At 47.7% G+C, this 21,003-nt stretch carries 18 protein-coding genes and 1 pseudogene; 14 read left to right on the plus strand and 5 right to left on the minus strand.

What is annotated here, in order from left to right:
• Nucleotides 1-49 precede the first annotated feature (49 nt).
• The 7 genes from BLO43_RS14465 to BLO43_RS14495 all read left to right on the plus strand — a co-directional run bounded on the left by BLO43_RS14465 (nt 50) and on the right by BLO43_RS14495 (nt 8,848).
• Complete coding sequence (locus BLO43_RS14465; RefSeq protein ID WP_090907675.1) at nt 50-334, plus strand: HU family DNA-binding protein; 285 nt, start codon at nt 50-52, stop codon at nt 332-334.
• A 689-nt stretch (nt 335-1,023) separates the two neighbouring features.
• On the plus strand, nt 1,024-1,404 hold the full coding sequence (locus BLO43_RS14470; RefSeq protein WP_090907676.1) for a type II toxin-antitoxin system RelE/ParE family toxin: 381 nt from the start codon (nt 1,024-1,026) through the stop codon (nt 1,402-1,404).
• A complete protein-coding gene (locus BLO43_RS14475) occupies nt 1,391-1,705 on the plus strand; it encodes a helix-turn-helix domain-containing protein (protein WP_090907677.1) in 315 nt (104 codons plus the stop codon). Before BLO43_RS14470 ends, BLO43_RS14475 begins: the two co-directional genes overlap by 14 nt.
• Nucleotides 1,706-1,831: 126 nt before the next feature.
• A complete protein-coding gene (locus BLO43_RS14480; protein ID WP_217628080.1) occupies nt 1,832-3,814 on the plus strand; it encodes a site-specific DNA-methyltransferase in 1,983 nt (660 codons plus the stop codon).
• On the plus strand, nt 3,807-6,176 hold the full coding sequence (locus tag BLO43_RS14485) for a DEAD/DEAH box helicase family protein (RefSeq protein ID WP_175443980.1): 2,370 nt from the start codon (nt 3,807-3,809) through the stop codon (nt 6,174-6,176). The genes BLO43_RS14480 and BLO43_RS14485 overlap by 8 nt, the downstream gene beginning before the upstream one ends.
• Before the next feature lie 413 nt (nt 6,177-6,589).
• Nucleotides 6,590-8,128, plus strand: a complete 1,539-nt coding sequence (locus BLO43_RS14490) for a hypothetical protein (RefSeq protein WP_090907679.1) — start codon at nt 6,590-6,592, stop codon at nt 8,126-8,128.
• 3 nt (nt 8,129-8,131) lie between these two features.
• On the plus strand, nt 8,132-8,848 hold the full coding sequence (locus tag BLO43_RS14495; RefSeq protein WP_090907680.1) for a hypothetical protein: 717 nt from the start codon (nt 8,132-8,134) through the stop codon (nt 8,846-8,848).
• Between the two features lie 78 nt (nt 8,849-8,926).
• On the opposite strand, the gene BLO43_RS17290 is transcribed toward BLO43_RS14495, so the two are convergent.
• Both BLO43_RS17290 and BLO43_RS17115 read right to left on the minus strand, forming a co-directional pair.
• Nucleotides 8,927-9,070 (minus strand): tyrosine-type recombinase/integrase, encoded by a 144-nt coding sequence (locus BLO43_RS17290; protein WP_368086148.1) that lies wholly within the window; start codon nt 9,068-9,070, stop codon nt 8,927-8,929.
• A complete protein-coding gene (locus tag BLO43_RS17115) occupies nt 9,070-9,225 on the minus strand; it encodes a hypothetical protein (RefSeq protein WP_254773495.1) in 156 nt (51 codons plus the stop codon). Before BLO43_RS17115 ends, BLO43_RS17290 begins: the two co-directional genes overlap by 1 nt.
• Nucleotides 9,226-9,644: 419 nt before the next feature.
• On the opposite strand from BLO43_RS17115, the gene BLO43_RS14505 reads away from it, so the two are divergent.
• The gene (locus tag BLO43_RS14505) at nt 9,645-11,324 is read left to right on the plus strand and encodes a DUF262 domain-containing protein (protein WP_090907682.1); all 1,680 of its coding nucleotides are present in this window, start codon (nt 9,645-9,647) and stop codon (nt 11,322-11,324) included.
• 423 nt (nt 11,325-11,747) lie between these two features.
• Nucleotides 11,748-13,490 (plus strand): hypothetical protein, encoded by a 1,743-nt coding sequence (locus BLO43_RS14510; RefSeq protein WP_139149289.1) that lies wholly within the window; start codon nt 11,748-11,750, stop codon nt 13,488-13,490.
• A gap of 444 nt (nt 13,491-13,934) precedes the next feature.
• On the opposite strand, the gene BLO43_RS14515 is transcribed toward BLO43_RS14510, so the two are convergent.
• Nucleotides 13,935-14,420, minus strand: coding sequence for a hypothetical protein (locus BLO43_RS14515; RefSeq protein ID WP_139149290.1), 486 nt, complete (start codon nt 14,418-14,420; stop codon nt 13,935-13,937).
• Between the two features lie 746 nt (nt 14,421-15,166).
• Nucleotides 15,167-16,132 carry a tyrosine-type recombinase/integrase gene (locus BLO43_RS14520; protein WP_090907692.1) on the minus strand — a complete coding sequence of 322 codons (966 nt, stop codon included), beginning with the start codon at nt 16,130-16,132 and terminating at the stop codon, nt 15,167-15,169.
• Between the two features lie 440 nt (nt 16,133-16,572).
• Between BLO43_RS14520 and BLO43_RS14530 the strand changes: the two genes are divergently transcribed.
• Both BLO43_RS14530 and BLO43_RS14535 read left to right on the plus strand, forming a co-directional pair.
• Nucleotides 16,573-17,013, plus strand: a complete 441-nt coding sequence (locus BLO43_RS14530; RefSeq protein ID WP_090907686.1) for a response regulator — start codon at nt 16,573-16,575, stop codon at nt 17,011-17,013.
• 443 nt (nt 17,014-17,456) lie between these two features.
• Nucleotides 17,457-17,594 (plus strand): annotated as a pseudogene (locus BLO43_RS14535) (IS3 family transposase); the annotation flags it as partial.
• A 50-nt stretch (nt 17,595-17,644) separates the two neighbouring features.
• Here BLO43_RS14535 and BLO43_RS14540 read toward each other — a convergent pair.
• Nucleotides 17,645-18,520, minus strand: coding sequence for a LysR family transcriptional regulator (locus tag BLO43_RS14540; RefSeq protein ID WP_090907687.1), 876 nt, complete (start codon nt 18,518-18,520; stop codon nt 17,645-17,647).
• Between the two features lie 162 nt (nt 18,521-18,682).
• On the opposite strand from BLO43_RS14540, the gene BLO43_RS14545 reads away from it, so the two are divergent.
• The 3 genes from BLO43_RS14545 to BLO43_RS14555 all read left to right on the plus strand — a co-directional run.
• Nucleotides 18,683-18,970 (plus strand): cysteine hydrolase family protein, encoded by a 288-nt coding sequence (locus BLO43_RS14545; RefSeq protein ID WP_302847703.1) that lies wholly within the window; start codon nt 18,683-18,685, stop codon nt 18,968-18,970.
• 19 nt (nt 18,971-18,989) lie between these two features.
• Complete coding sequence (locus BLO43_RS14550; RefSeq protein WP_090907688.1) at nt 18,990-20,129, plus strand: CehA/McbA family metallohydrolase domain-containing protein; 1,140 nt, start codon at nt 18,990-18,992, stop codon at nt 20,127-20,129.
• Between the two features lie 47 nt (nt 20,130-20,176).
• On the plus strand, nt 20,177-21,003 hold an 827-nt coding region (locus BLO43_RS14555), incomplete at its 3' end, for a PAS domain S-box protein (protein ID WP_139149291.1).

Genomic DNA, 21,003 nt, shown 5'->3' on the forward strand with positions numbered 1-21,003 from the left:
AATGACCAAAAGTAGCTTTTAATAACTCGAACTAAAGGAGATTCAAAGCATGAACAGAAAAGAACTCATTGATGCACTGGCAACCAAGACTGGTTCCAGCAAGGTGGATGCCGACCGGGCCCTTGGCGCGCTGCTCGACATCTTTTCGGATACCCTCAAAACAGGCGATGGCATCACGCTGGTGGGCTTTGGTTCATTTGAAGTGCGTAAGCGTGCCGCGCGCCCCGGCCGCAATCCCAAGACGGGCGAAGAACTGAAAATCAAGGCATCCAACGCGCCAGTATTCAAGGCGGGGGCAACTCTTAAGGCCGCAGTAAATAGCGGGAAGAAGTAAACTGGCAAGAAAATTGGATAAGATACGTAAAGAGCAATTTCACCTTCGCTCAGCCATGGCAACCCTATGGATAACCCGATGGACTGATAACTCCCCGTCTACAGGGCTTACTGCTCTTAAATCCTCACAAAGCGTTCTGTCGCAACCTCGGCCTCGCCCTGGCTGCTTTGATATTGATCTGGACATGAGTAAGCGACTTCTAATCAAAGCCTCCCCTTATAGACCCCAAATTTCCTTGCCATTACGCTCGAGATCGGACCCGAGGGTATCCGAAAGCACAATGATTAGACCTCGCATAAGTTTGCTAATCAGAATATTCTCCCTCTAAGGCTAGGTTCTTATCAATCAATGAGGTTTTTCATCAAAACAACATTAAGTATAAGAACGTCCTTATCATTCATAAGAAACGGTAGAAAGTCTAATTATATTGGCTAAGTATCATGCCAGGTGTGCGGCTCATACGTACTTACTAACTGCACCAAGATATTTTGAGACCGCAGCAAGTAAGATTCTCCCCAGAGATTCAATGCCCGATGCGCGTGATCAGAATAATCTGAATCAGGCTGGGCTAAGCCGAATCTCTGAAAACACCGTGCGGTGGTTCTGAGGGTTATAAGTTGGATGATGTAGGTCTGAGCTTGGCAGTTTGTAGCACTTAGTGCTATATTATGAATCAAGGGAGATGCTACATGGTGGTTTACAAAACCCGATGGTTTGACCGTTGGGCGCACAAACAAGGATTGAGCATGCTCAGCCTTTGCGCCGCCGTGCGCGAAATGATGGCGGGGTTGTATGAAGCCGACCTTGGTGGCGGGGTGCTGAAAAAGCGGATTGCCCGACCTGGGCAGGGGAAGAGTGGCGGCTTTCGAACGCTGGTTGCCACCAATAAGGGAAATCGTTGGGTTTTTGTGTATGGCTTTCCAAAGAACGAACGTAGTAACATCGACAAGGATGAAGAGGAGGCCTTGAAGAAGTTGGCGGCTCACCTGTTGTCATTGACGACGCAGGCGCTCGACAAGGCTCGGCGTGCAAAGGAATTGATGGAGGTGGATTGCGATGCGGAAAACTAAATCAGCCATTCTTGAAGCCGTCCACGATACGGCGAAAAGCCTGCATAAGGCGGGCGTGATGGATCAGGTCACGCTGCGCGAATTCGACCGCCTGTGCTTGCCGCCCGTCGAACCGCTTAGGCCGGAACAAATCAAGCAAATACGTGAAACTTCACGGGTCAGCCAAGCCGTCTTTGCGGCGTTGCTGAACACGAGCGTATCGACGGTACAGAAGTGGGAGATCGGCCAGAAAAAACCCACGGGCACTGCGCTCAAGTTGTTGCATCTGGTGCAAAAGCGCGGTTTAGAAGTCGTTGCCTGAAACTGGTTGCAAATAAAAAGGGAACCCGGCCGGGGCGTGTTACAGGAATCAACGAAAGCAGCGTGCCATTACGAGCTGAGGGATATAGGCGCCTCAAACACAGTAGAAGCTCCTTTTCGAGGAAATATGGTGGAATACGAAGAATTACCGCGTTCTGCTCTCATAAAAATGTTGCAGGAACACGATGCAGCGCTCATTGAAGCGGGGCGGGATGGTATTGTCATGAGCTATACGGGCCGTACAGCTCCTTGGCAAATCATTCGCCAAGTCAAGCCAAAGCTCTGCAAGATCCTCAAGAAATATTCGGTTGGTGACGAGAAGAGCCAAGCCGAAAATGAGATATGGGACGGCGAGAACCTATCCACTATGGTCACACTTTATAAATATCGGGGTCAAGTCGATCTGATCATCACTGATCCACCCTACAACACGGGTGAGGATTTCCGGTACAACGATAAGTGGGATAAAGATCCCAATGATCCTAACCTTGGCGAGCTCGTACCTAAAGACGACGGTTCACGGCACAGCAAATGGCTTAAATTCATGACACCGCGTATCTGGATGATGCGCGAGATGCTCAAGACAGGCGGCGTCATCGCCATTTGCATCGACCATCGCGAGCTCTATCGCCTAGGAATGCTTATGGACGAAATATTCAAGGAAGATAACCGCATCGGCATTATTAACTGGCAGAAGGCCTATTCACCGAAGAACGACACCGGCGGTAAACGCGGTGGCCTATCCTCCGCGACTGAATATGTCTTAGTTTACGCTAAGAATGGCGACCGAGCTCAGACCGGCCTCTTAGAGCGGACTGAGGCCATGAACGCTCGCTACACCAACATTGATGAGGATCCAGACGGTGATTGGGCCTCATCCGACGCCACCGCGCCCCAATACCGCAAAACAGGTACCTGTGCCATCCAATCGCCATTTACAGGAAAGCTTTATTACCCAATACGGGGGCATTGGCGCAGCGCAACTACCGAGATGAAGAGGCTCCTCGAAGGTTGGGGGAGCGATTATGTTTACAAAAAGCTCGACGATGGCTGCGAAGCGAAGGCAATTGTGCTCAAAAACTGTCACTTTATCGGCAATGAGCCCGATCCGGAGTCGCCAGCTATCGTCACCGCGCGACGGAAAGCCTATGCCCGCCTGGCCGAGAAGAATTGGCCCCAATTGATTTTCACAGATGGGGGCGAAGGTGGGCCTCGCCTCAAAAAGCACCTCAACAAGATAAAGAAAGGAAAGGTACCGCTAACTTATTGGGCCAACGAAGACTATGAGATTCCTCTCAATATCGAAAGCCAGTCTTGGGCCCACGAAGACTCCGGGCATAGCCAAGCGGGTATCAACGAGCTCGACGCCGTGGTCGGAAAAGGCCACGAATTTAAGACGGTTAAGCCGTTGCGGTTAATTAAAAAGATTATCCAAATCTGGTGCAGGGCGGATGGGATCGTAATGGACCCCTTCGCAGGATCAGGGACCACGGGACATGCTGTCTTGGAACTTAACGCCGAAGCGGGAACCAATCGCCGATTTATCCTCATTGAGCAGGGCAATACGGACAAGGGTGATCACTATGCTAAGAGCCTCACTGCCGAGCGCATCAAGCGCGTGGTCATGGGGGTTAATGGACCTAATGGCATGAGCAAGCCTTTGCTAGGAGGATTCCGCTTCATCGAATTGAAGCGCGAGAAGATCGACGCTGAGGCAGTCAACGCCCTTGCCCGCGAAGAGATGATTGACCTTTTGCTTACAAGCTATTGGGACAAAACGGCGAAGACTAAATCCTATCTGCGGCGATTACCGGCGGGCTCGCATCGACACTTATTTGCCGTAAATCCCAGGGAAGAAGGATTTTTCCTTATTTGGGACGCCCCCGATCAGCCATCAGTCCTAAATCGGGACGCATTCAAGCGCATTGTTGAGGAGGCCAAGATTACCAACCTCGCTTCCCGCTATCACGTCTATGCGTCGCTAGCGCCATATACTGGCAGCGGCATTGAGTTCTACAAAATTCCTGATTCGGTACTGGAACACATAGGTTTTAATCCTCGCTCCGATGCCTACAATAACGAGAACTCTGAAGAGGCCGCGGATGCTTGAGCTCAAAGTCTTCCAGTCCGAGGCTGCCAAGTCGATCGCCGAGCGCTACGCCTTCTTCGCCAACCATCCCTACCGACCGCGCAAGGGCCGTAAACCGCGCGCCTTTTTCCAAGCCCTCTCGGCTCTGACTGGAGCAGGTAAGACACCAGTCCTCGCGCAGGCGGTGGCTTTGATGCGGGCTCATTTCTCGTCCGAACCCATCGTCTTCTGGATGTCCAAAGCCAAGTCGGTGGTCACCCAGACCTACACGAACTTCTCAGGAGGTGGGAAATACAGCGAGATCGTCGATGGCTTTAGGGTTATCAACGTCTCTCAGCTCAGTCCGGTTCTAATTTCGGACGGAACCACACCACTGCTTGTCATGGCGACGACGGGCCTGTTCAATAATAAAGACCAATCTGACGGCGCGCTCAATATTTACAAGCGCGACGAAGATCTTTTCGGCAATCAGTCGCCCTGGGAGCGCCTCATTGATCGCTCCGACAAAGGCAGGCGGCGTCCGCTTTTGATTGTTTATGATGAGGGCCACAACCTCTCCCAGCAGCAAACCGAGCTGCTCGCCGAGCTCGAACCCGACGCGTATCTGTTAGCCTCGGCAACCTTGAAACTGCCCGAAAGCTTCAATAAGTCAGTTATTCAGCACATCAAGCTCTGGGTGGATGACGCTGAGGATGATGCCGAGACCTTCAAGGCTCTCGGGGCAGCTAACGAGCATGAGGGACCAGACGTAAAGCGTTTCATCACGACGGCGGTGGATAGCCAGAAGGTGGTCGATGCGCAGCTCGTTAAGAAAGCTATCCAGTTCGATGGTTCCACGGCTCAGATGGAACGGTGCCTCGATGACCTCCTTTCACGGCTCGAAATCCTGCAAGAAGAGATAGACATCCGTGACCTTGGGTTCAAACCCAAGGCTATCTACGTCTGTAAAACCAACATCACCGATGACGGGGAGAAAGATGACCAAACCAAACCTTTTGCCCATCGCAAGGCTCCCCCTATCCGCATCTGGCGTTACCTCGTTGAGGAAAAAAACGTTGATCCGAAGTCAATCGCTATCTACGCGAATCTAAACTTCGTCGAGAGCAACAAGCCGGAAGAGGTTAATCTCTTCTCTAAAGGCGAGAACGACTTCGACGAATTTACAACAGAAGACTATCAGCACATCATCTTCAATCTGTCGCTCCAGGAAGGATGGGACGATCCGGCCTGCTATCTGGCTTACATCGACAAGAGCATGGGCTCATCTATCCAGGTCGAGCAAATCATCGGTCGAGTGTTACGCCAATATGGAGCAACTCATTATGACAACCCGCTGCTCAATTCGGCACACTTCTTCCTTCGTGTAGACAATCAAAGCGTCTTTAGCGACGCCATCGTGGCGGTTAAGACTAAGCTGCAGAACGAAGGCGCGCCGATCGAGATAGTGGCCAACTTCGGAGATGCAGTATCAGGCTCGGAGGACTTAAAGCCCAGAGAGGGAGTAGATGTTAATCTCTGCTATATCAATGTAGACGCTGAAGCCGCGTGCGAACGGATCGCTGAAATCATCGCGGAGTTTCCGACGTTCGCGGAGGGTAGCGTCGACACGATCGGCCAAGCTCACACTGTCTCGCAGGTCTTGGATTTAAAGAATTTAAGCGGGAACAATGAGAGTCTAGACTGGACGGCGGACGGGCATACCAATCCCGTACGGCTACGTTGGCTTGTCAACACTGCTCTGCGATCACGCTCTAACAGGGCTTTAGCCATCGCCGATTTCCGAGACCAAAAATTCGATGCACGTGTGCAAGTTCAAAGCAACGCGAACAAGAGCGCCGAAAAGCTCGCACTGGAAATCGTTGGCACCTATTATCAGCACGCCGCACTCGTTTATGAGAGCTTGCGACAGTTCAAGTTTGGCACATTGCGTGTTCCAAAGAATGCACTAACATTTGCTAACGGCCTTTATAAGCGCTACGGGGGATTAAACAGATTTGAGCTTGCGTATGCCCAAGCTCTCGACAAGTCGGGGCACGTCTGGCACCGCAATCCCAGTAGTGGCGGCTTCCACATCCCGCTTCTGTCCGAGGGTGACACTTCATCCTTCTATCCAGATTTTATAGTTTGGAAAGCCAATTTGATTTATTGCTTGGATACCAAGGGCGGACATTTGCTGAGTGACGCGGTTGCTCGCAAGCTCTTTGACATTCAGGAGGAGGGCAAAAACAAGGTACATGTACGATTTATCACTGAGGGTAAGCAAACAGAGCTTCGCGGCAAAGCCATGAAGAGCGGCTTTACTGTTTGGAAGATGAAATCTGGTCATCCAAAACCAATTCATGTTGATAACTTGAGATATGCCGTCAAGGAATGTCTACGTTGACAGGTAATACCTCAATAACGGTATTAACGTTGGATCTAAACCAGCGAAATCGTAATGGAAGAAGGTAATCCCAAGATAGGGAAATAACACAAGATTAAAAATGAGCGCCCATTTGTGCGCCACTTCCAGCTTGGTGCCGTTGCGCAGGAATTCGGTGATGCCCTTTGGTTACGTTTTATTGAGGCAATTTGCGGGGTCAATTTAAACCGGGTAATTACGCCTGATTCGGTCTATAAATATAATTTAAGGTTTATCCGCAAATGCTGGGGGTTTAAGGTTGGAGTGAAAAACCAATCACTCGATCACCACAAGGCTTGTCGATGGATAATCCAATATTTAGCAAGATTAGCTCAACTCCTAGTTATCGAGATTTTTTGAGTTGACCTTTTCGTCACCAACTTAATGGAAAGCGCATGCCACTTACGGCTCCAGAATTTAAAGCGGCGCTAGAAGGACTGATCGCACATCAATTAGCGACAGATGTTAGAGCCAATAGTGGTAATGATAAGATTCGAGAAAGCCTTGAGTGTCGAATGAAGTTTCATAGACTGCTCAGCGACAGGAACGTTAGCCCCCCCGATGTTTCCCATTACATGTCCTTAATGGCTGAAAATGCCAATTGCTCTTGGGATACAGTTATATTTAAAGCCCCCATGGTGGAGTGGTGTAGAAAAACTATGCTGTCACGTAACGTCTCTTTCTCTCCATACGAACCACCAAAAACTGTCTCGCTCCTTTTGCAAGCCCTAGACCATTTACTTAACAACCTTGACAGCTCGTTTTCAGATCTCCACTTCATTCTCGCGACGGATATGAAGTATCGACCTCATGGACAAGTCCAGAAACTTGGGCATGATACCTATTTGATTATCTTCGGGTGTTATTTGGTCGCAGATATGGAAGGGCTTGCGCGAACTTATTATGATCTGATAGCACGTGCGCGCGCAAATGATGTTAATAAGCCCTTCGAGGAAATATTCCTGGATGGCAGCATAGAGTACGCTCTGGCCCATTCTTTGCACCGACTTCAATTACCTTATTTTTTGGCTTCTATGTTTTTAGGGGAAAAATATCGGTTTGCGCATAATGCCAGCCCAACTGCCGCGAATAACAAAATGAAAGAGCGCATAGATGCGTTCCATATACTTATGATCGTTTTTCTCCTAGCACATGAGTTTGGTCACATACGCGCCGGCCACCTCGAGGGCAATTCGTCATTATTTTCTCCCGTAGCTTGGTATCTCATGGAAGGGAGCGAGTTTTACGCTCTTAAAGACTTGGCCATAGACCCTAGAATTGTCAAAAACTATCAGGATATGTATTTTCCTTTCCATCAGAAAGAATTCATTGCTGACGCTGTCGCATGTCATTTAACGATGAATGTCGCTGTCGACTTGTTTCATAACAAGTGGCCAGGTTTAGCAGCTGTCGGGATTGTGTTGGCAGCAATTAGCTTATTTGATCGGATGAACTATCTACTCACACGAGGCATGGATCCAGCCACGCGGATTGGATTGTCTAGGTTCAACCGAGTACCATTCGCCCCGGATCTTTTGATGCCAATATCTTCTCATCCTTGGGGTAAGACGCGGCTCAACGTCTTACCTATCAGTATATTGACAAAAATAGTGCCGGGCCGCTCCTTGGGAAGCCAAGAATATAGTTTCATCACAGGCGTTCTGACTGGAGCGGCTGGGGCCATTGCACTCACGGGAGCTGAGGCGATGGCTATCGTTTCATGGGTCATCCGACGCTCTGGCGAGCTAGTTAGTGTACTCACTACCAAGGGTCTCCTTACCACTCATTACCCCGAGGGGACAAACGAGAAAGGGCTAAAGCAGGCATTTTCCTTCATTACCCAACCATCAGATCTTTTCTCCATGCGAGAAGACCTAGGAATCAATTCAATGCCTGACAGACCGCCGCCGGGCCAACAAAATTGGGATTATTAACGTATGAGTAAATATTACTTAACACAGAGTTTCGAGAGTTGGCTGTCTCACGCAGACGATGAGAAACAGATGGGAATTATTGGACGGTTAGAAAGGTTTCAGGATTTAGATCAATCCCATTTAGTAACTGCGCTACAGGAGCGTCATGCTGGAATCATTTGCCTATTGTTATTTCATCCCGACCTTCATAAGGAATTTGCCTCCTTTGTAGAAGCCGGGGGACCAGACATTTGCGGAGGAAGAAATATATGTTTTCTTTATATATCTGATTCAGTCGATCCTCCGATAGCCCTATTTACCCCAGAACAAGCCTGTGCCGAGTTGGTGGTGGCCGACAAGAGTTATGACATCTTTGAATTCGTGTCAGCCCAATTGGGAATTAATGTTGCCCGAGTCGGATACCCAGGGTATTTGTTTTTTACTCAAATAGGTGTATATGACAGTTTTGTTTACGTCCCGGCAACGAAGCCCTCAAATTCAGTAGAGTTAGGGCAAATTTCCGCTATAGCTTTTAACGATGCACTAGAAGCAATGTCAGGCTTCTCAACCCAATGGGGAGATCGATTTGGTCTATCACTTGCGAAACATGGTCTTGATTATGTGCGCTCGGGCAAACAACAACCGGCCGAATTTATTCTGAATATGTTGCATAGGTTATGGCGAGCCCGTAAAGACTTGGGACTTCTCATACGAGTAGGCGCACAATCCATTTCAAGCTAAACCTACCGCTGTAACACTAAGGAATGCTTTTTTAGGATAATCTTACAATTACTGTCAGAAATTTGAGTCCTTAATAACTCACCTTAAACATTGGGCGATCCTCCGGGCCTTCCGATGATCGTAGATCCAGGTCGTGGCAATATTCGCATGCCCCAGCCATTCCTGCACCTTGGCAAAGTCTGCCCCATTATCCAGCGCATTAGCCGCAGCCGTAGCCCACATCACATGCGGCACATATTCCTGTCCGCTATACCCAGCTCCTTTAAATATTTCAGCACCACTTGTTCGTAAACATCGCCCGGGGTCATCGCCATATAGGAGGCCATGCTCATTGTTTTTAACGGCACGAAACAACGGCGCCTCCAGATCTTGTCCATGGCCCGCGGCTTCCAGATACTATTCTATCTTGCCGACTTTCCCTTGTACCTTAATTTAACAGCCTGCTGTAATCTGAACCTGAGGCACCGGAATCTAAACTGCATGTCATCAGGATAGTGGCGTCATGTAGGACGTTTAAACGTATACATGATACCTAGATTCAACGGATAATCGTAGGCCCACTGCTTTGATCAGTAAGCAGCGTTTTGAGAGTCGGGTTGCTTTTTGGTGATATAGCCCGAATAAGTCTTTTAAACTATTGAATAATAATGTCCGATGCTTTTATTGTTCCGTTTGTATGACATTTTTAAAGAGGGTGATATTGTCATGATCTACTCCAGCGCTAACTTTACCATCTTGATTGGTCTGTTCAAAAGGCCCTTAGAATATTGTCAACAATGGGCCGGCTGGGGACCCCATGGCCAGTGACGGCGCTAAGGGCTTCATCTTCGAGCCAGGCGGCATAGGTAGCATCCTCAAAACACACCGTTTGAGAGTGCCCACATTTCAGAGGGAATACGCTTGGGAGTCTGAGCAAGTCGATCAGTTGTTCAACGATCTCAATCGAGCAAAGAGCGAGCACACAGATCACTTTCTAGGAACGATTGTGACTATTTCCAAGGGTCAGCATGACCCGTTGGAAATAGTTGATGGTCAACAACGTCTGACCACGATAGCCTTGCTAATAACTGCAATCCGCGAGGTGATGAGCGAGATAGGACAAGAACCTAAAGTTATCGAGAGCATCAACAACGATTACCTGAGTAGTTTTGATCGCAAAGCGGGTGGTCATGTCCCCAGACTGACCCTGAATATCGACGACAACGCATTCTTTGCGGGGATTGTCGGGGGCGCCCCCCCGGATTGCACGCGCGAGTCCCATAAGCGCTTGTTAGAGGCGTACCGCAGGGCCAAGACCTTCATTCGAAGGATTGTCAGCACATTTGCCGGTGCGGACAAACCGACAACGCTCAATGATTGGCTTGAATTTATCGAATTTGAAGCTTCGGTTATTCTGGTCAAAGCGGACAACGCCTCGAAGGCATTTAAGATGTTCGAAACTCTCAATGACAGGGGCCTCAAAACATCTCAGGCCGACCTCGTAAAAAGTTACCTATTCGGAGAAGCCGCTAGTCGGGTCGCGGAAGCCCAGTCCAGGTGGTCCTCTATGAAGGACAATCTGGAGGAGATTGACGACGACGATCGGGCAATCAATTTCCTGCGGCACGCGATCATTGCAACGAAGCGCTTCGTCAGATCTGATGAGATATACAATGCGGTGCAGTTAGTTGTTCGGGGGGAACATAACGCGGCCAGTTTTCTAAGTTCTTTGGAAGCTACGTCGCGAACGTATGTGGCCACCTTCCAACCTAGTGCGGACTTTTGGCGCTCACATTCCGCATCGACTGCCAAGGCGCTGAAGGTGTTCAACCAGTTTGACCTCAAGCCGATTCGCCCGCTTATGCTGTCTTTAGCTATGAAGTATTCGCCAAAAGATTTCGGGGAGGCGATTAAGCTGCTGGTCTCCATCAGCGTTCGTCTCGTAGTCGCAGGCCGGACGCGTAGCGGCTCGCTTGAGCAGGCATTTGCGAGCTCAGCCTTGGCTGTCTTTGAGGACAAAATTACGAACGCAAAGCTTTTGAAGGCAAGTCTCGGCAATGTGATCGTTTCTGATGCGGACTTCAACAACGAGTTTAAAATGGCGCGCGTGTCGAATGCGGGGTTGGCGAGGTATTATTTGGGCGCGTTGGAAGCGGCGAATGCTGGCCAAAGCGAGCCCTGGTACATTCTCAACGAAGATCCAACCGCAATTACCCTCGAACACATTTTGCCGCAGAATATTTCTGCCGGTTGGGATGATATTGGAGAAGAGGTACGGAAGCTTTATACGCGGCGCCTAGGTAATCTCTGCCTGCTGCAAAAAAGTGGCAACGGAGATGTGGGTAACAAGTCGTTCAAAGAAAAGAGAGTAGAGCTTCTGGCCTCTCCGCTAGTGATGACATCAATGGCTGGACAATACGAGCAATGGACGGAGACTGAAATCGAAGAAAGACAAACGAAACTTGCCGAGATTGCGCTTAAGACTTGGCCAGTTTAAGGCAATATTGTATCGATCTCTTCACGGAAAAGAGGAAGACCATTAGCCATGGATCTCATTTTTATGGCAGATTTTTATGAATGATAAAGGACGTTATCATGGGTAAAAACAGTTTGCTATCGAGAATGAAGGCCATTTTTTAATCACCTCGCTTTATGTATTGCTAGTGCATACTTATAACCTCTTAAAAGGGCTATCCGACTCTCCGGTGGATTTCAGACTCTGTTGAAACATAAGAATGGATTTTTTACTTTCCATCAGTCTGTTTCTTAGAAACACATTGCTGACAATATGCTATTTTATTAATAATCTCCCTTCTAACAAGCGGGAGTGTGCGAGTAGAAACCCCACTATGTAAACGAGTCTTACTCATATAGAGATAATCGTTTTATAAAAAAGAGAGAAAATAAAATGATAATACTTATGTCTCGGCCGCTAAAAACCGTAGATCTGCTATTAATGTGGATGATCCCTTTTCAGATTCTCTTTTCAGTCAATAATGCACTTGCTCAATCATTAACTCCGCAAGCAGATCCGCCCTCGTATGGATATCATCCTTCAAGTAGCTTGTCACTTGGACGCGGCTTTTTACCACGAGATATAAGACTACCAATGAAGTCATGCATCGAGGCAGACATAGTCAAGCTTGATTCCGGTCCTTCATCGACAATATTTTCCGTATTACAGGTAAGCAGTTATGATGAATTGGCTAGTGCTGTAAATTTTGAAGCCAAAGGTGAAGGCCGCTATCTTGCTGCCGGCGGTAGTGCGTACTTCAAGTTAAATAGATCTGTATTTTCTCAGCAGAATTCTGTAACAATCGTAGTTAATGCCACAACTGACTTCGGAAAATGGGGGTTGGGACCTTCGCATTTATCAGCGGAAGCGCTCGCACTTCTCCCCAAGCCGTTAGAATTTGCTAAAACATGCGGAACAAAATTTGTAGCAATCGAACGCCGTGCTGCATCGGCAAGTATTGTCATTACTATCTTTAACGCAAGTACGGAGTTGCGAACAGCAATGAATACTGGCGGTTCCGTCTCTGGAGGTGGAGGTGCTGTTTCAGCTTCCGCGAGCGCATCTTTTTTTGATGAGTTAAAGCGCGCATCCTCCCAAGGTCGAGTTTCAGTACAAGCATTGGCGACGGGGGGCGCTGGTTATAGCGCGCTTTCGAGTATCGCTGAAAATATCCCAACGCAATCCAAAAATCTAGATGGGCTTTATAAAGGGATCGGGGATTACATGAAGTCGTTTTCGGATAAGAATGCAGCTCCGTACTACTTTGTAGTACAGTCAATGGATCAATTTAAATTCGATCCATCAAAAATTGAACCCTGGGACCAGTATCGAGAAAATCAACTAAATATTATGGCAAACGCATATCATAAGCTTTCCGAGCAAATTGCAAACGCAGAAAATTGGCTTGGCGGTGGGCCTCTACGGCAAGCAAAAATAGTGCCCAATGGCTATGAGAATGATTTAAAAAAGTGGGTTTCCTTTGCAAAAGAATATCTAAACACCATAATGGCTAAGCATGAAGAGTGCCTTCGTAAAGACGGTCCCAACGTTTGTGCCTTTACTCAATCACAATTAATCTTTAGGGATGACTTGGAGCCAGTTAAGCTTTTTTCTTCTTCGTTTTCTCTTACTCCAGGGAGATGTCAGGAAAATAACGCGGACGCTCCAGCTACAGCACCCTGTAGCTGGACTGGCGCAATAAGGCCTCGCTTACCGGAAATTAAAGGACGTCAGGCGATCGCGATTCTAAATGCTGCCAATGATTCCGATGCACTTTTTGCGGTACTAAAAAATTACAATTTTCGGGCCGGGACCTTTCTTGCAACTTTTGATGTTCAAACATATGACATCTTGGTTGATACCTATCAATATGTTTTCTTAGATGATGATGGATTGTCCGAGGTGTCATTTGAACTACCGGAATATGGCGGTATATGGATGTACGCTTTCCGTGATGAGTCACTTGACTCTAATAGTGTCTACCATATGCTTCGAAGTTGGATGAGGGATGGAAATGGCAATTTCTCTGGGACGTTTCTTTTAAGAGTCAGAGATAAGCTTGGCAGAATCACTCTGCTTCCATTGATCGATGCAAGCTGGACATCAGATAAGGTAAACTTGAAGGTAAAAAAGGTCAGTCATTATTAATGCACTGATATTATGGTAATTATTGTCTAGTTCCGCGAAATAGATTGCTTATTGTTTTGGTTACGTCAGACGTAGTACAACAAAGGCCTTCACCCATTCCACTTACATCTCGCTTTCTATAGCACGCTGCATTTAGATCAGCCGACACTCCAGCTGTCAAGGTTCCTTCCTGATACCAGGTTTGCAAAGGCTTCCCGTGCATGTTTGCAAACACCTCGAACTCACATGCCGTGTCCGATATAAGACATTCACATTTAATTGTGATTTCCTCATTTTTATCTGGCATGATAGTTTCACTATGATTTCCTTGAGAAAAAAACAAAAGAAACATTCCAGTAAAAGTACTAATGTAGAATTTAGCCATATTCCCTCTGTATTATCTTATTTCACTGTTAATCGATTGGCATTCTCGCTATCGCTAATTTCGCTCTTTATCATGTGCAGCTATTCAGACAGGGAGAAGCTGCCAGATGCGCTATCGACATAAAGACCTTGGGCATCTTCAGGAGGAATTGCGTCGCACAAAATCTTTTTAATAACTCCCGCCGGTGTAAATGCTCGTTGGGCATTGCTTAAATTAATTTTATTTTCAAGTTTCGAACTCGGAAAACTCCTTTTAAACTGACTTGCATCATATTGTTTTTGAGTAAGATATACTTCATCAGGTTTAACAAACTCAGGCTTGGCGTGAGCAATACGATTGCGGAAATCGAAAAGCCGGATAGCAGCAACCCATGGCTCGGTTTTAACGTTGTATGTAATATTAAGTTTTTCTGCCAATAGCTCTAATTTTTCAGTTGGACTTTTTCTTTCATGTTCGCTTAGCCAGTCTGACTCAAAAATACGTTCGCCTACAGGAGGTGAAGACTCGATTCGCGCTTTAAAGCACGCTTCTTTTTGGGCTCTGTTGCAGTAATGAGGATGAAGCAATCATCAGGCTGGCTAGGGCATGTCCAGCCTTATCCCAAACCTCGATCTTCTCGGTCAGCTGGTTTGAGCGATGCATAAAACCCTCTGCAGTCAGTTCGAAAATTAACGGCTTTTGTCCCTACGAAAACAGTCTCTAAACGTCCCCCCTCGCAAAATTTTTAGGTGTTGTAATGGCATATGTTGGCACAGCTGGAGGATCTACAAAAGTGTCAAGGATTACTCTCGGTTAGCGCCCGTTGCAGCTTGCTCGCGCACCCGAGCACTTTTGAGCATTCATGCCCGACCACCAAAATAAAGATTTGTCTCCCTCAGAGAGTTTGTTTTCCGACTTTTGATATTGCCGCTTGATTTGACGCGAGAATCCCAACCGCTCTCTCTACAAGTTCTGGAGCATACTCACGCAACATAGTAAATTGCTTCTCCAGGGTTTCCCACGTTCTTGGGAGATGGTCAGGTGGACCAGGCCAAACAAATGCTGGCGGTAAGGCTGAAGTAGGCATTTGAACATCTCCCGTGGTAAAAGCCTGTGAAGGGCATTGTAGTGTTCCAAAATCGCGAACAACACAATCTAAACATAGACTGAAACTCGCTTTTTTCAAGTAATCGGGAATGTTTCGGGCAACCCTCGCGCCTGAACAGCACACCGATTTTGCGGTGCAAAAGCTCCTATCGTATTCTGTAGCCTAACGTCGGATTATGGCTATTCATGCCCAATGTAATCAACGACGGAGGCGAGATTGAAAGCGTTAATAGCTCACCTTAAATGTTGGACTGTCCTCCGGTCGCGTCTTACGGTGATCATAAATTCGGGTCGTGGCAATATTCGCATGCCCCAGCCATTCCTGCACCTTGGCAATGTCCGCCTGGTGATCCAGAGCATTGGTTGCCGCAGTCGCACGTAGTGCATGCGCTCCGATCTTGAAACCCAGCGCAGCAGAATACTTGCGTACCAATTTATAAATCATATCTGCAGTAATGGCCGTGTGTAGAGTACCCATTCGATTATTGCGAATGGGCCGGAAGAGAGCGCCCGCAAGGTCAAGCCCATGACCGGATGCTTCCAGATAATCCAGGACAAGCCCACCTGCAGCCGGATGCAGTGGAATATAGCGTGTCTTTCCACCCTTGCCCGAAACCTTTAGATGGGTAACTCCTCGACGCTCATGCTTGAAATCCTTGACTAGCAGCTTGCAGAGTTCTTCACGCCGAAGGGCGTGATAGAGCAAGGTGGCCAGAATGGCACGGTCGCGCTTATCCTTAAGCGACACGTCCTTAGGTGCATCCAGTAAGCCTCGCGCCTGGTAATCACTGATTGCGGGAGTCTTTCCCAGATATCCCTCTACGGATGGGCGCTTGATGCCTTTGACCGGATTATGTGTCACGGCATTCTTGTCGCACAGATATTCGAACAATGAGGAAAGCGCAGCCAGACGATGCCGGATGGTCGTCCCATTTAACTCCCGGTATTTCAAATCATCCCGCCAAGCAATAATATGGGCGCGTGAAATTTCCCGAAACTCATCCGGCCGCTCGATGCCGGTAAATTTCATGAAATCCTCAAGCGCATTTCGATAGGCTCGCTGCGTTTGCGGATTGTCGATGTTGGCAAACCATTCGATCACCAGCGGTACATCAGCCAGGAGATGGAAGTCTGCCGAGGATAAAAGCCGACTGGACGGAGGTAATGAAACAGGAAAATCGGATGAGCTCATGGCCCATTCTATTATTGATAACATATTTTATCAATAATAAAGAATACGTTTTTAGCTATCACAAAAATGTGATCCGTTGTCTGAATTCGCTGATGACTATACCAAGGGCGCGACTGGGTATCGCCCAGCGCTGGGGTTTTTCGCTGTCGTGATTCAACTACGGTTGTTTTACCCTTTGACCAGATTGTGCGTCACTGAATTGGATGCACACAAATGTTCAAACAAGGAAGCCAGCACTGCCAGTTTTCTGCGGATGATGGCGCCCGCCAGCGACTCTTCTCCAGGGTTTTGCGCCAGGCTAAAACATTGGATCGGGTAAACGATCCTAATCTTGCGGCCGATCGATATCTCATAAAGGCGCACAAATCATTTTCATGCCAATTGTTCCATTAATGGAGCAATGTTATCCAAAAAATAGCCTTTATTCTATATAAACAATAATGGAAAATTCCACTCTGGAAAATTTCGAGGTCATAATATTCATGAATTCGGCACTTTCACACGAGAAAATTCTTGTCGTTGATGATGAAGCGTATGCACGTGAGATTACACAGCAGTTGCTCAACAACTATTATGCCACTGTTTTTACCGCTGCCTCAGCTCTTGAAGGACTTGAAAAGCTTCGAATACACAGGCCTCATCTTATCGTCAGCGATATTGGCATGCCTCAGATGAATGGCCATCAATTCATACGCAAGATCCGCAGCCTACCTCCGCATCGAGGCGGGCTTACTCCCGCTATCGCCCTCAGTGGGTTTACCCAACCTCAGGATCGTGTAAAAAGTCTTGAAGCGGGTTTTCAGCATCACCTAACAAAGCCCGTCGATTACCAAACGTTGCTAGATGCCGTCGCAGGTATATTACGGTGCCCAGATATTTAACCCTAAGCGTGATTCATACAGAGCTCTTGGCAAAATAGGACAAAGCATTTGATCCAATGGAAATCTTTTCCTGACTGCGGAGGGCTTACTTGCGCAACCTCCATCACTCCCCCTTGGCTCTGTTGTACACGAGCTTGTTGAGAAATAACCAAATCCCCATTGAGGGGATGGTGGGCAAGTTTAGGAAGTATCATTAGACCTTTAACCTATGTCCTCTCGTGCAAACTAGCCTTGAGCCGTATTGATCAAGGCGGAAACGCAAAAGCGTCAGCAATTCCAGCACATCCTCCTGCAGCTGCTGCAATAGCCAGTCAAATAAACTCGTATCGCTGCCGGTAAATCGCTATAACCCGACTTCCCATACATAATGTGTATTTTTCTTCGATTACGGCGACGGCACGGCTTTTATTAATATCCTCCGCATTGTTTTTCAGGTGCTTTACTTCTTAAGTCGGGAAAGTGCCAGAACAGCGATCTTCAGCTATATCGAGCTGTTCTATAATCGCCAGCGGATTCACCAAACGTTAGGGTATGTCAGCCCGGGGGCATTTGAGCAGGCCACCAGCGAGGTTCCAAATTAAACCGTCCGGAAAAGCCGGGTTAGCTCACCTTGACCCCCTTCAACATCCTGTCAAACCTTGCCCAAATGCTCCTGTAGGAACTCGATGAAACGCTGTGCCTTTGCAGGCAGTAACCGGGTCTCTGTAACGGCGTAGACGGATACCGGAGCCCCATGCCACTGGGGTAATACGCGACGCAACCGCCCGCTGGCAAGATCATCGGCGACAATTTCCTCCATCATCATGATGATGCCCATATCGAGTGCTGCCAGGTGGCGAATCATACCGATACTGTTGAGTGTGAACCGGCTACCAATAGAAACTTTGGTGGTGTGCGTCCCATCGTGCAGTGTCCACGCGTCAGCCTTCAGCATGCCGAGACACTCATGGCGCTCCAGATCGGCAGGCTCGACAGGCTCTCCCGCGCGGTCGAGATAACGAGGCGAAGCGTAAAGGTACTCAGGAAGCATGGTCAGTGGACGCGCAATCAGTTGTGAATTCTCCAGCTCTCCTATGCGGATCGCCACATCGAAAGGCTCGCTCACCAGATCGACCCGCCGTGAGGCGAGCTCGAGATCGAAGGTGATACCAGGATAGAGGCTTGCAAATTTGGCGACCAAAGGCGCTATGTAGATTACGGCAAAGTCCAAAGGCAGCGAAACCCGTAGCACGCCGCTGGGCTGTGCAAGCATTTCGCCAAGTTGTTCGTGCGCAAGCCTGGCTTCATCAACGATGCGCTTGCAGCGTTCGTAATAAATCCGACCAGCCTCGGTTAGCTCGATCTTGCGCGTTGTGCGATGCAAGAGGCGCAACCCAATCATCCTCTCCAGCGCACTGATCCGTCGCGACAGGGTCGAGTTCGGCATTCCAATGATATCGGCAGCACCACGAAAGCTCTTGGCCTTGACAACTTCCACGAACAGGGCCATGTCATTCAAGAATTCCATCTAATTGCTCCATTGATGGCGCAATGATATCCCAAAAGTAGTCTTTATTCCATGTAAAAAGTAGTGGATGATTCTGCTCTGGAAATTTCGAGGAAATCAACATGAAGAAGGACGAGGCTGGAACGACAAATAGCTACTGGTCAATATTTGCAAGCTCTGGAAGTGCGTGCGAATCCCGAACCGCCCGGGCCACCCACGCGACCAGATCGGCTCAACGGGCTCGGGATCATGCCTGGTGATACTTTGATTATTTGCGGTGCCGCCTCAAACGTGTGTGTGCACTACACCCGTGCTGTCGCTAACCAACGTGACTACCACATAAGAGTAGTTGAAGACGGTTGTGCGGGTGGCAGTATTGAAGAACATGAGGCTGCTATGCGTCAGATTAATTATTTGCAGCATGGTGCTCGAATTAATTGCGAAGAAGCTTTAAAAATAATCAATGAATAAACTTCAAAGAGGTCTGAGGATGAATGAATTAAAAAGGTTTTGTTCAATTTTCAAATCCATTTTACTGGTTACTGTAGTTTATTTTACTTTCGCTCCAAACGCATCGGCAGCCTCTACTCAAGAGGGCAAATGGTGGCGTGGACAAGTTCACGTTCATACCAATTGGGCAGATGCTGGTGATGCTGTCAAATGGTATAAAAAAGCTGGATACAGCTTCGCCATAATAACTGATTTAAACTATGCTACTAATGTTGAAGGATTGCAGCAATTCTACGGTACTCCAGGGCGATTCTGTGTTATTCCTGGGATCGAACTCAACAAGGAAGCTCCGGTACTTGGTGACAAGATTTATGACATGCAAGGCTACGGAGGAACACCAGGTAATATTAAAGAATTCAGAGACCCCTTAACAAATTACATTACCCTTCCACAAGATGATTCTGCTTCTGCCATATATAACCGGCAGGGCAAAATGATCCGGGGTGTTGGTGGTATTCCTGCTATCGCTCACCCAAATTTAAACTGGTCTACAACGGTAGATGACATATTGAAAACCGATCCAGTTCTGATTAAACACCTTGAAATTTCTACTTCAGAGCCCGGCATGAATGACCTGGGCGGCGGTGGTCACCCCTCTACTGAAGAAATGTGGGATCAGGTTCTGTCTACTGGGCGTCTTCTCTACGGTTTGGCAGCTGATGACGCACATCACTTTTATGATTTTGCCCCACAAAGCTTTTCCCACGAAGCAGCCCCCGCAATAGTTTATCCTGCCCTTCCAGGACGCACATCAGTCTTTGTGTATGCTAAAGAACTATCACCAAAGGAAATCATTGCGGCAATTGATCGTGGTGATTTTTACGCGGTTAAACATCACCTTACCTTCCCAATCGAGTTTAAAGATTATAAGGCTGACAAAAATGGAATTCAAATTACACTTCCTAGCATTGACAAAGATATAGGATGGTCTTTGCCTGGTCATAACAATACGAAGTATCGCACTTTCTTCATTGGTAAAGATGGCAAGGTTTTAAAAATGGATGAGTCTGCGAACCCTTCTTATGAGTTTAAGGGTGATGAGCTATATGTCAGAGCCCGTGTGGAATGTTCAGATGGCTCAGTTGCCTGGACACAGCCTGTTTTTGTTAATAAAAAATAAGGGTCATGACTAGAACAGAGGGTTAGATGGGATGATAACCTTCTGTTATGTCGTTAAAGAATAGGTACGTTAACCGTTCAAAAATTTCTGAGGTGAAATTCCGGGAGTTGGTTCGCTACTTTTCTGCTGATCTGGACGCTTCCTATCTTAGTAATGAGGATGCGCTTTTCAAAAGCGCATTTGAGCATTCTGCCATAGGAATGGCGCTCGTTGGATTGGACGGGGGCTGGCTGAAAGTCAATTCCGCCCTATGCCGCATTGTGGGTTATGAAAAAGAAGAGCTGCTGGCAACGAATTTCCAAACGATAACCCATCCGGACGATGTCGACATCGATTTGAAGCTCGTGAAGCAGTTGGTGAACAACGAGATCACTTTTTTTAACCTCGAGAAACGTTATTGCCACAAAGCGGGGCATGTTGTGTGGGTGCTCCTAACTATCAGCTTGATCCGAAATCCAGACCAAACGCCGCGCTTTGTCATCTCCCAGGTCCAGGATATTTCAGCACAAATGAAAGTGGAGGCTGAATACAAAGCATTGCTAATGGAAAACCGCATGCTCATGCAGAATTCTTTCGAGGTTCAGGAGAAGGAACGCCGCTATCTTGCTCGCGAGTTGCATGATGAACTGGGTCAATGGCTTACTGCTATCGATGCGGAATCCCAAACGATTTACCGACGAGCCGACAGGCATCTCGATCTTCAGGTCAGCGCTGAAAGTATAAGTGGAAGCGTAAAAAAAATGCATGGGGTGATCCGTAGCATGCTGCGCCAATTGCGCCCTGCCTTGCTGGATATTCTGGGACTGACGGATAGTCTGCGAGATCTGCAGAAACAGTGGAGGATGTATCACCCGGATACACTTTGTGAATTCTC

This window comes from Nitrosospira sp. Nsp13, from assembly GCF_900101945.1.
Lineage (GTDB): Bacteria > Pseudomonadota > Gammaproteobacteria > Burkholderiales > Nitrosomonadaceae > Nitrosospira > Nitrosospira multiformis_D.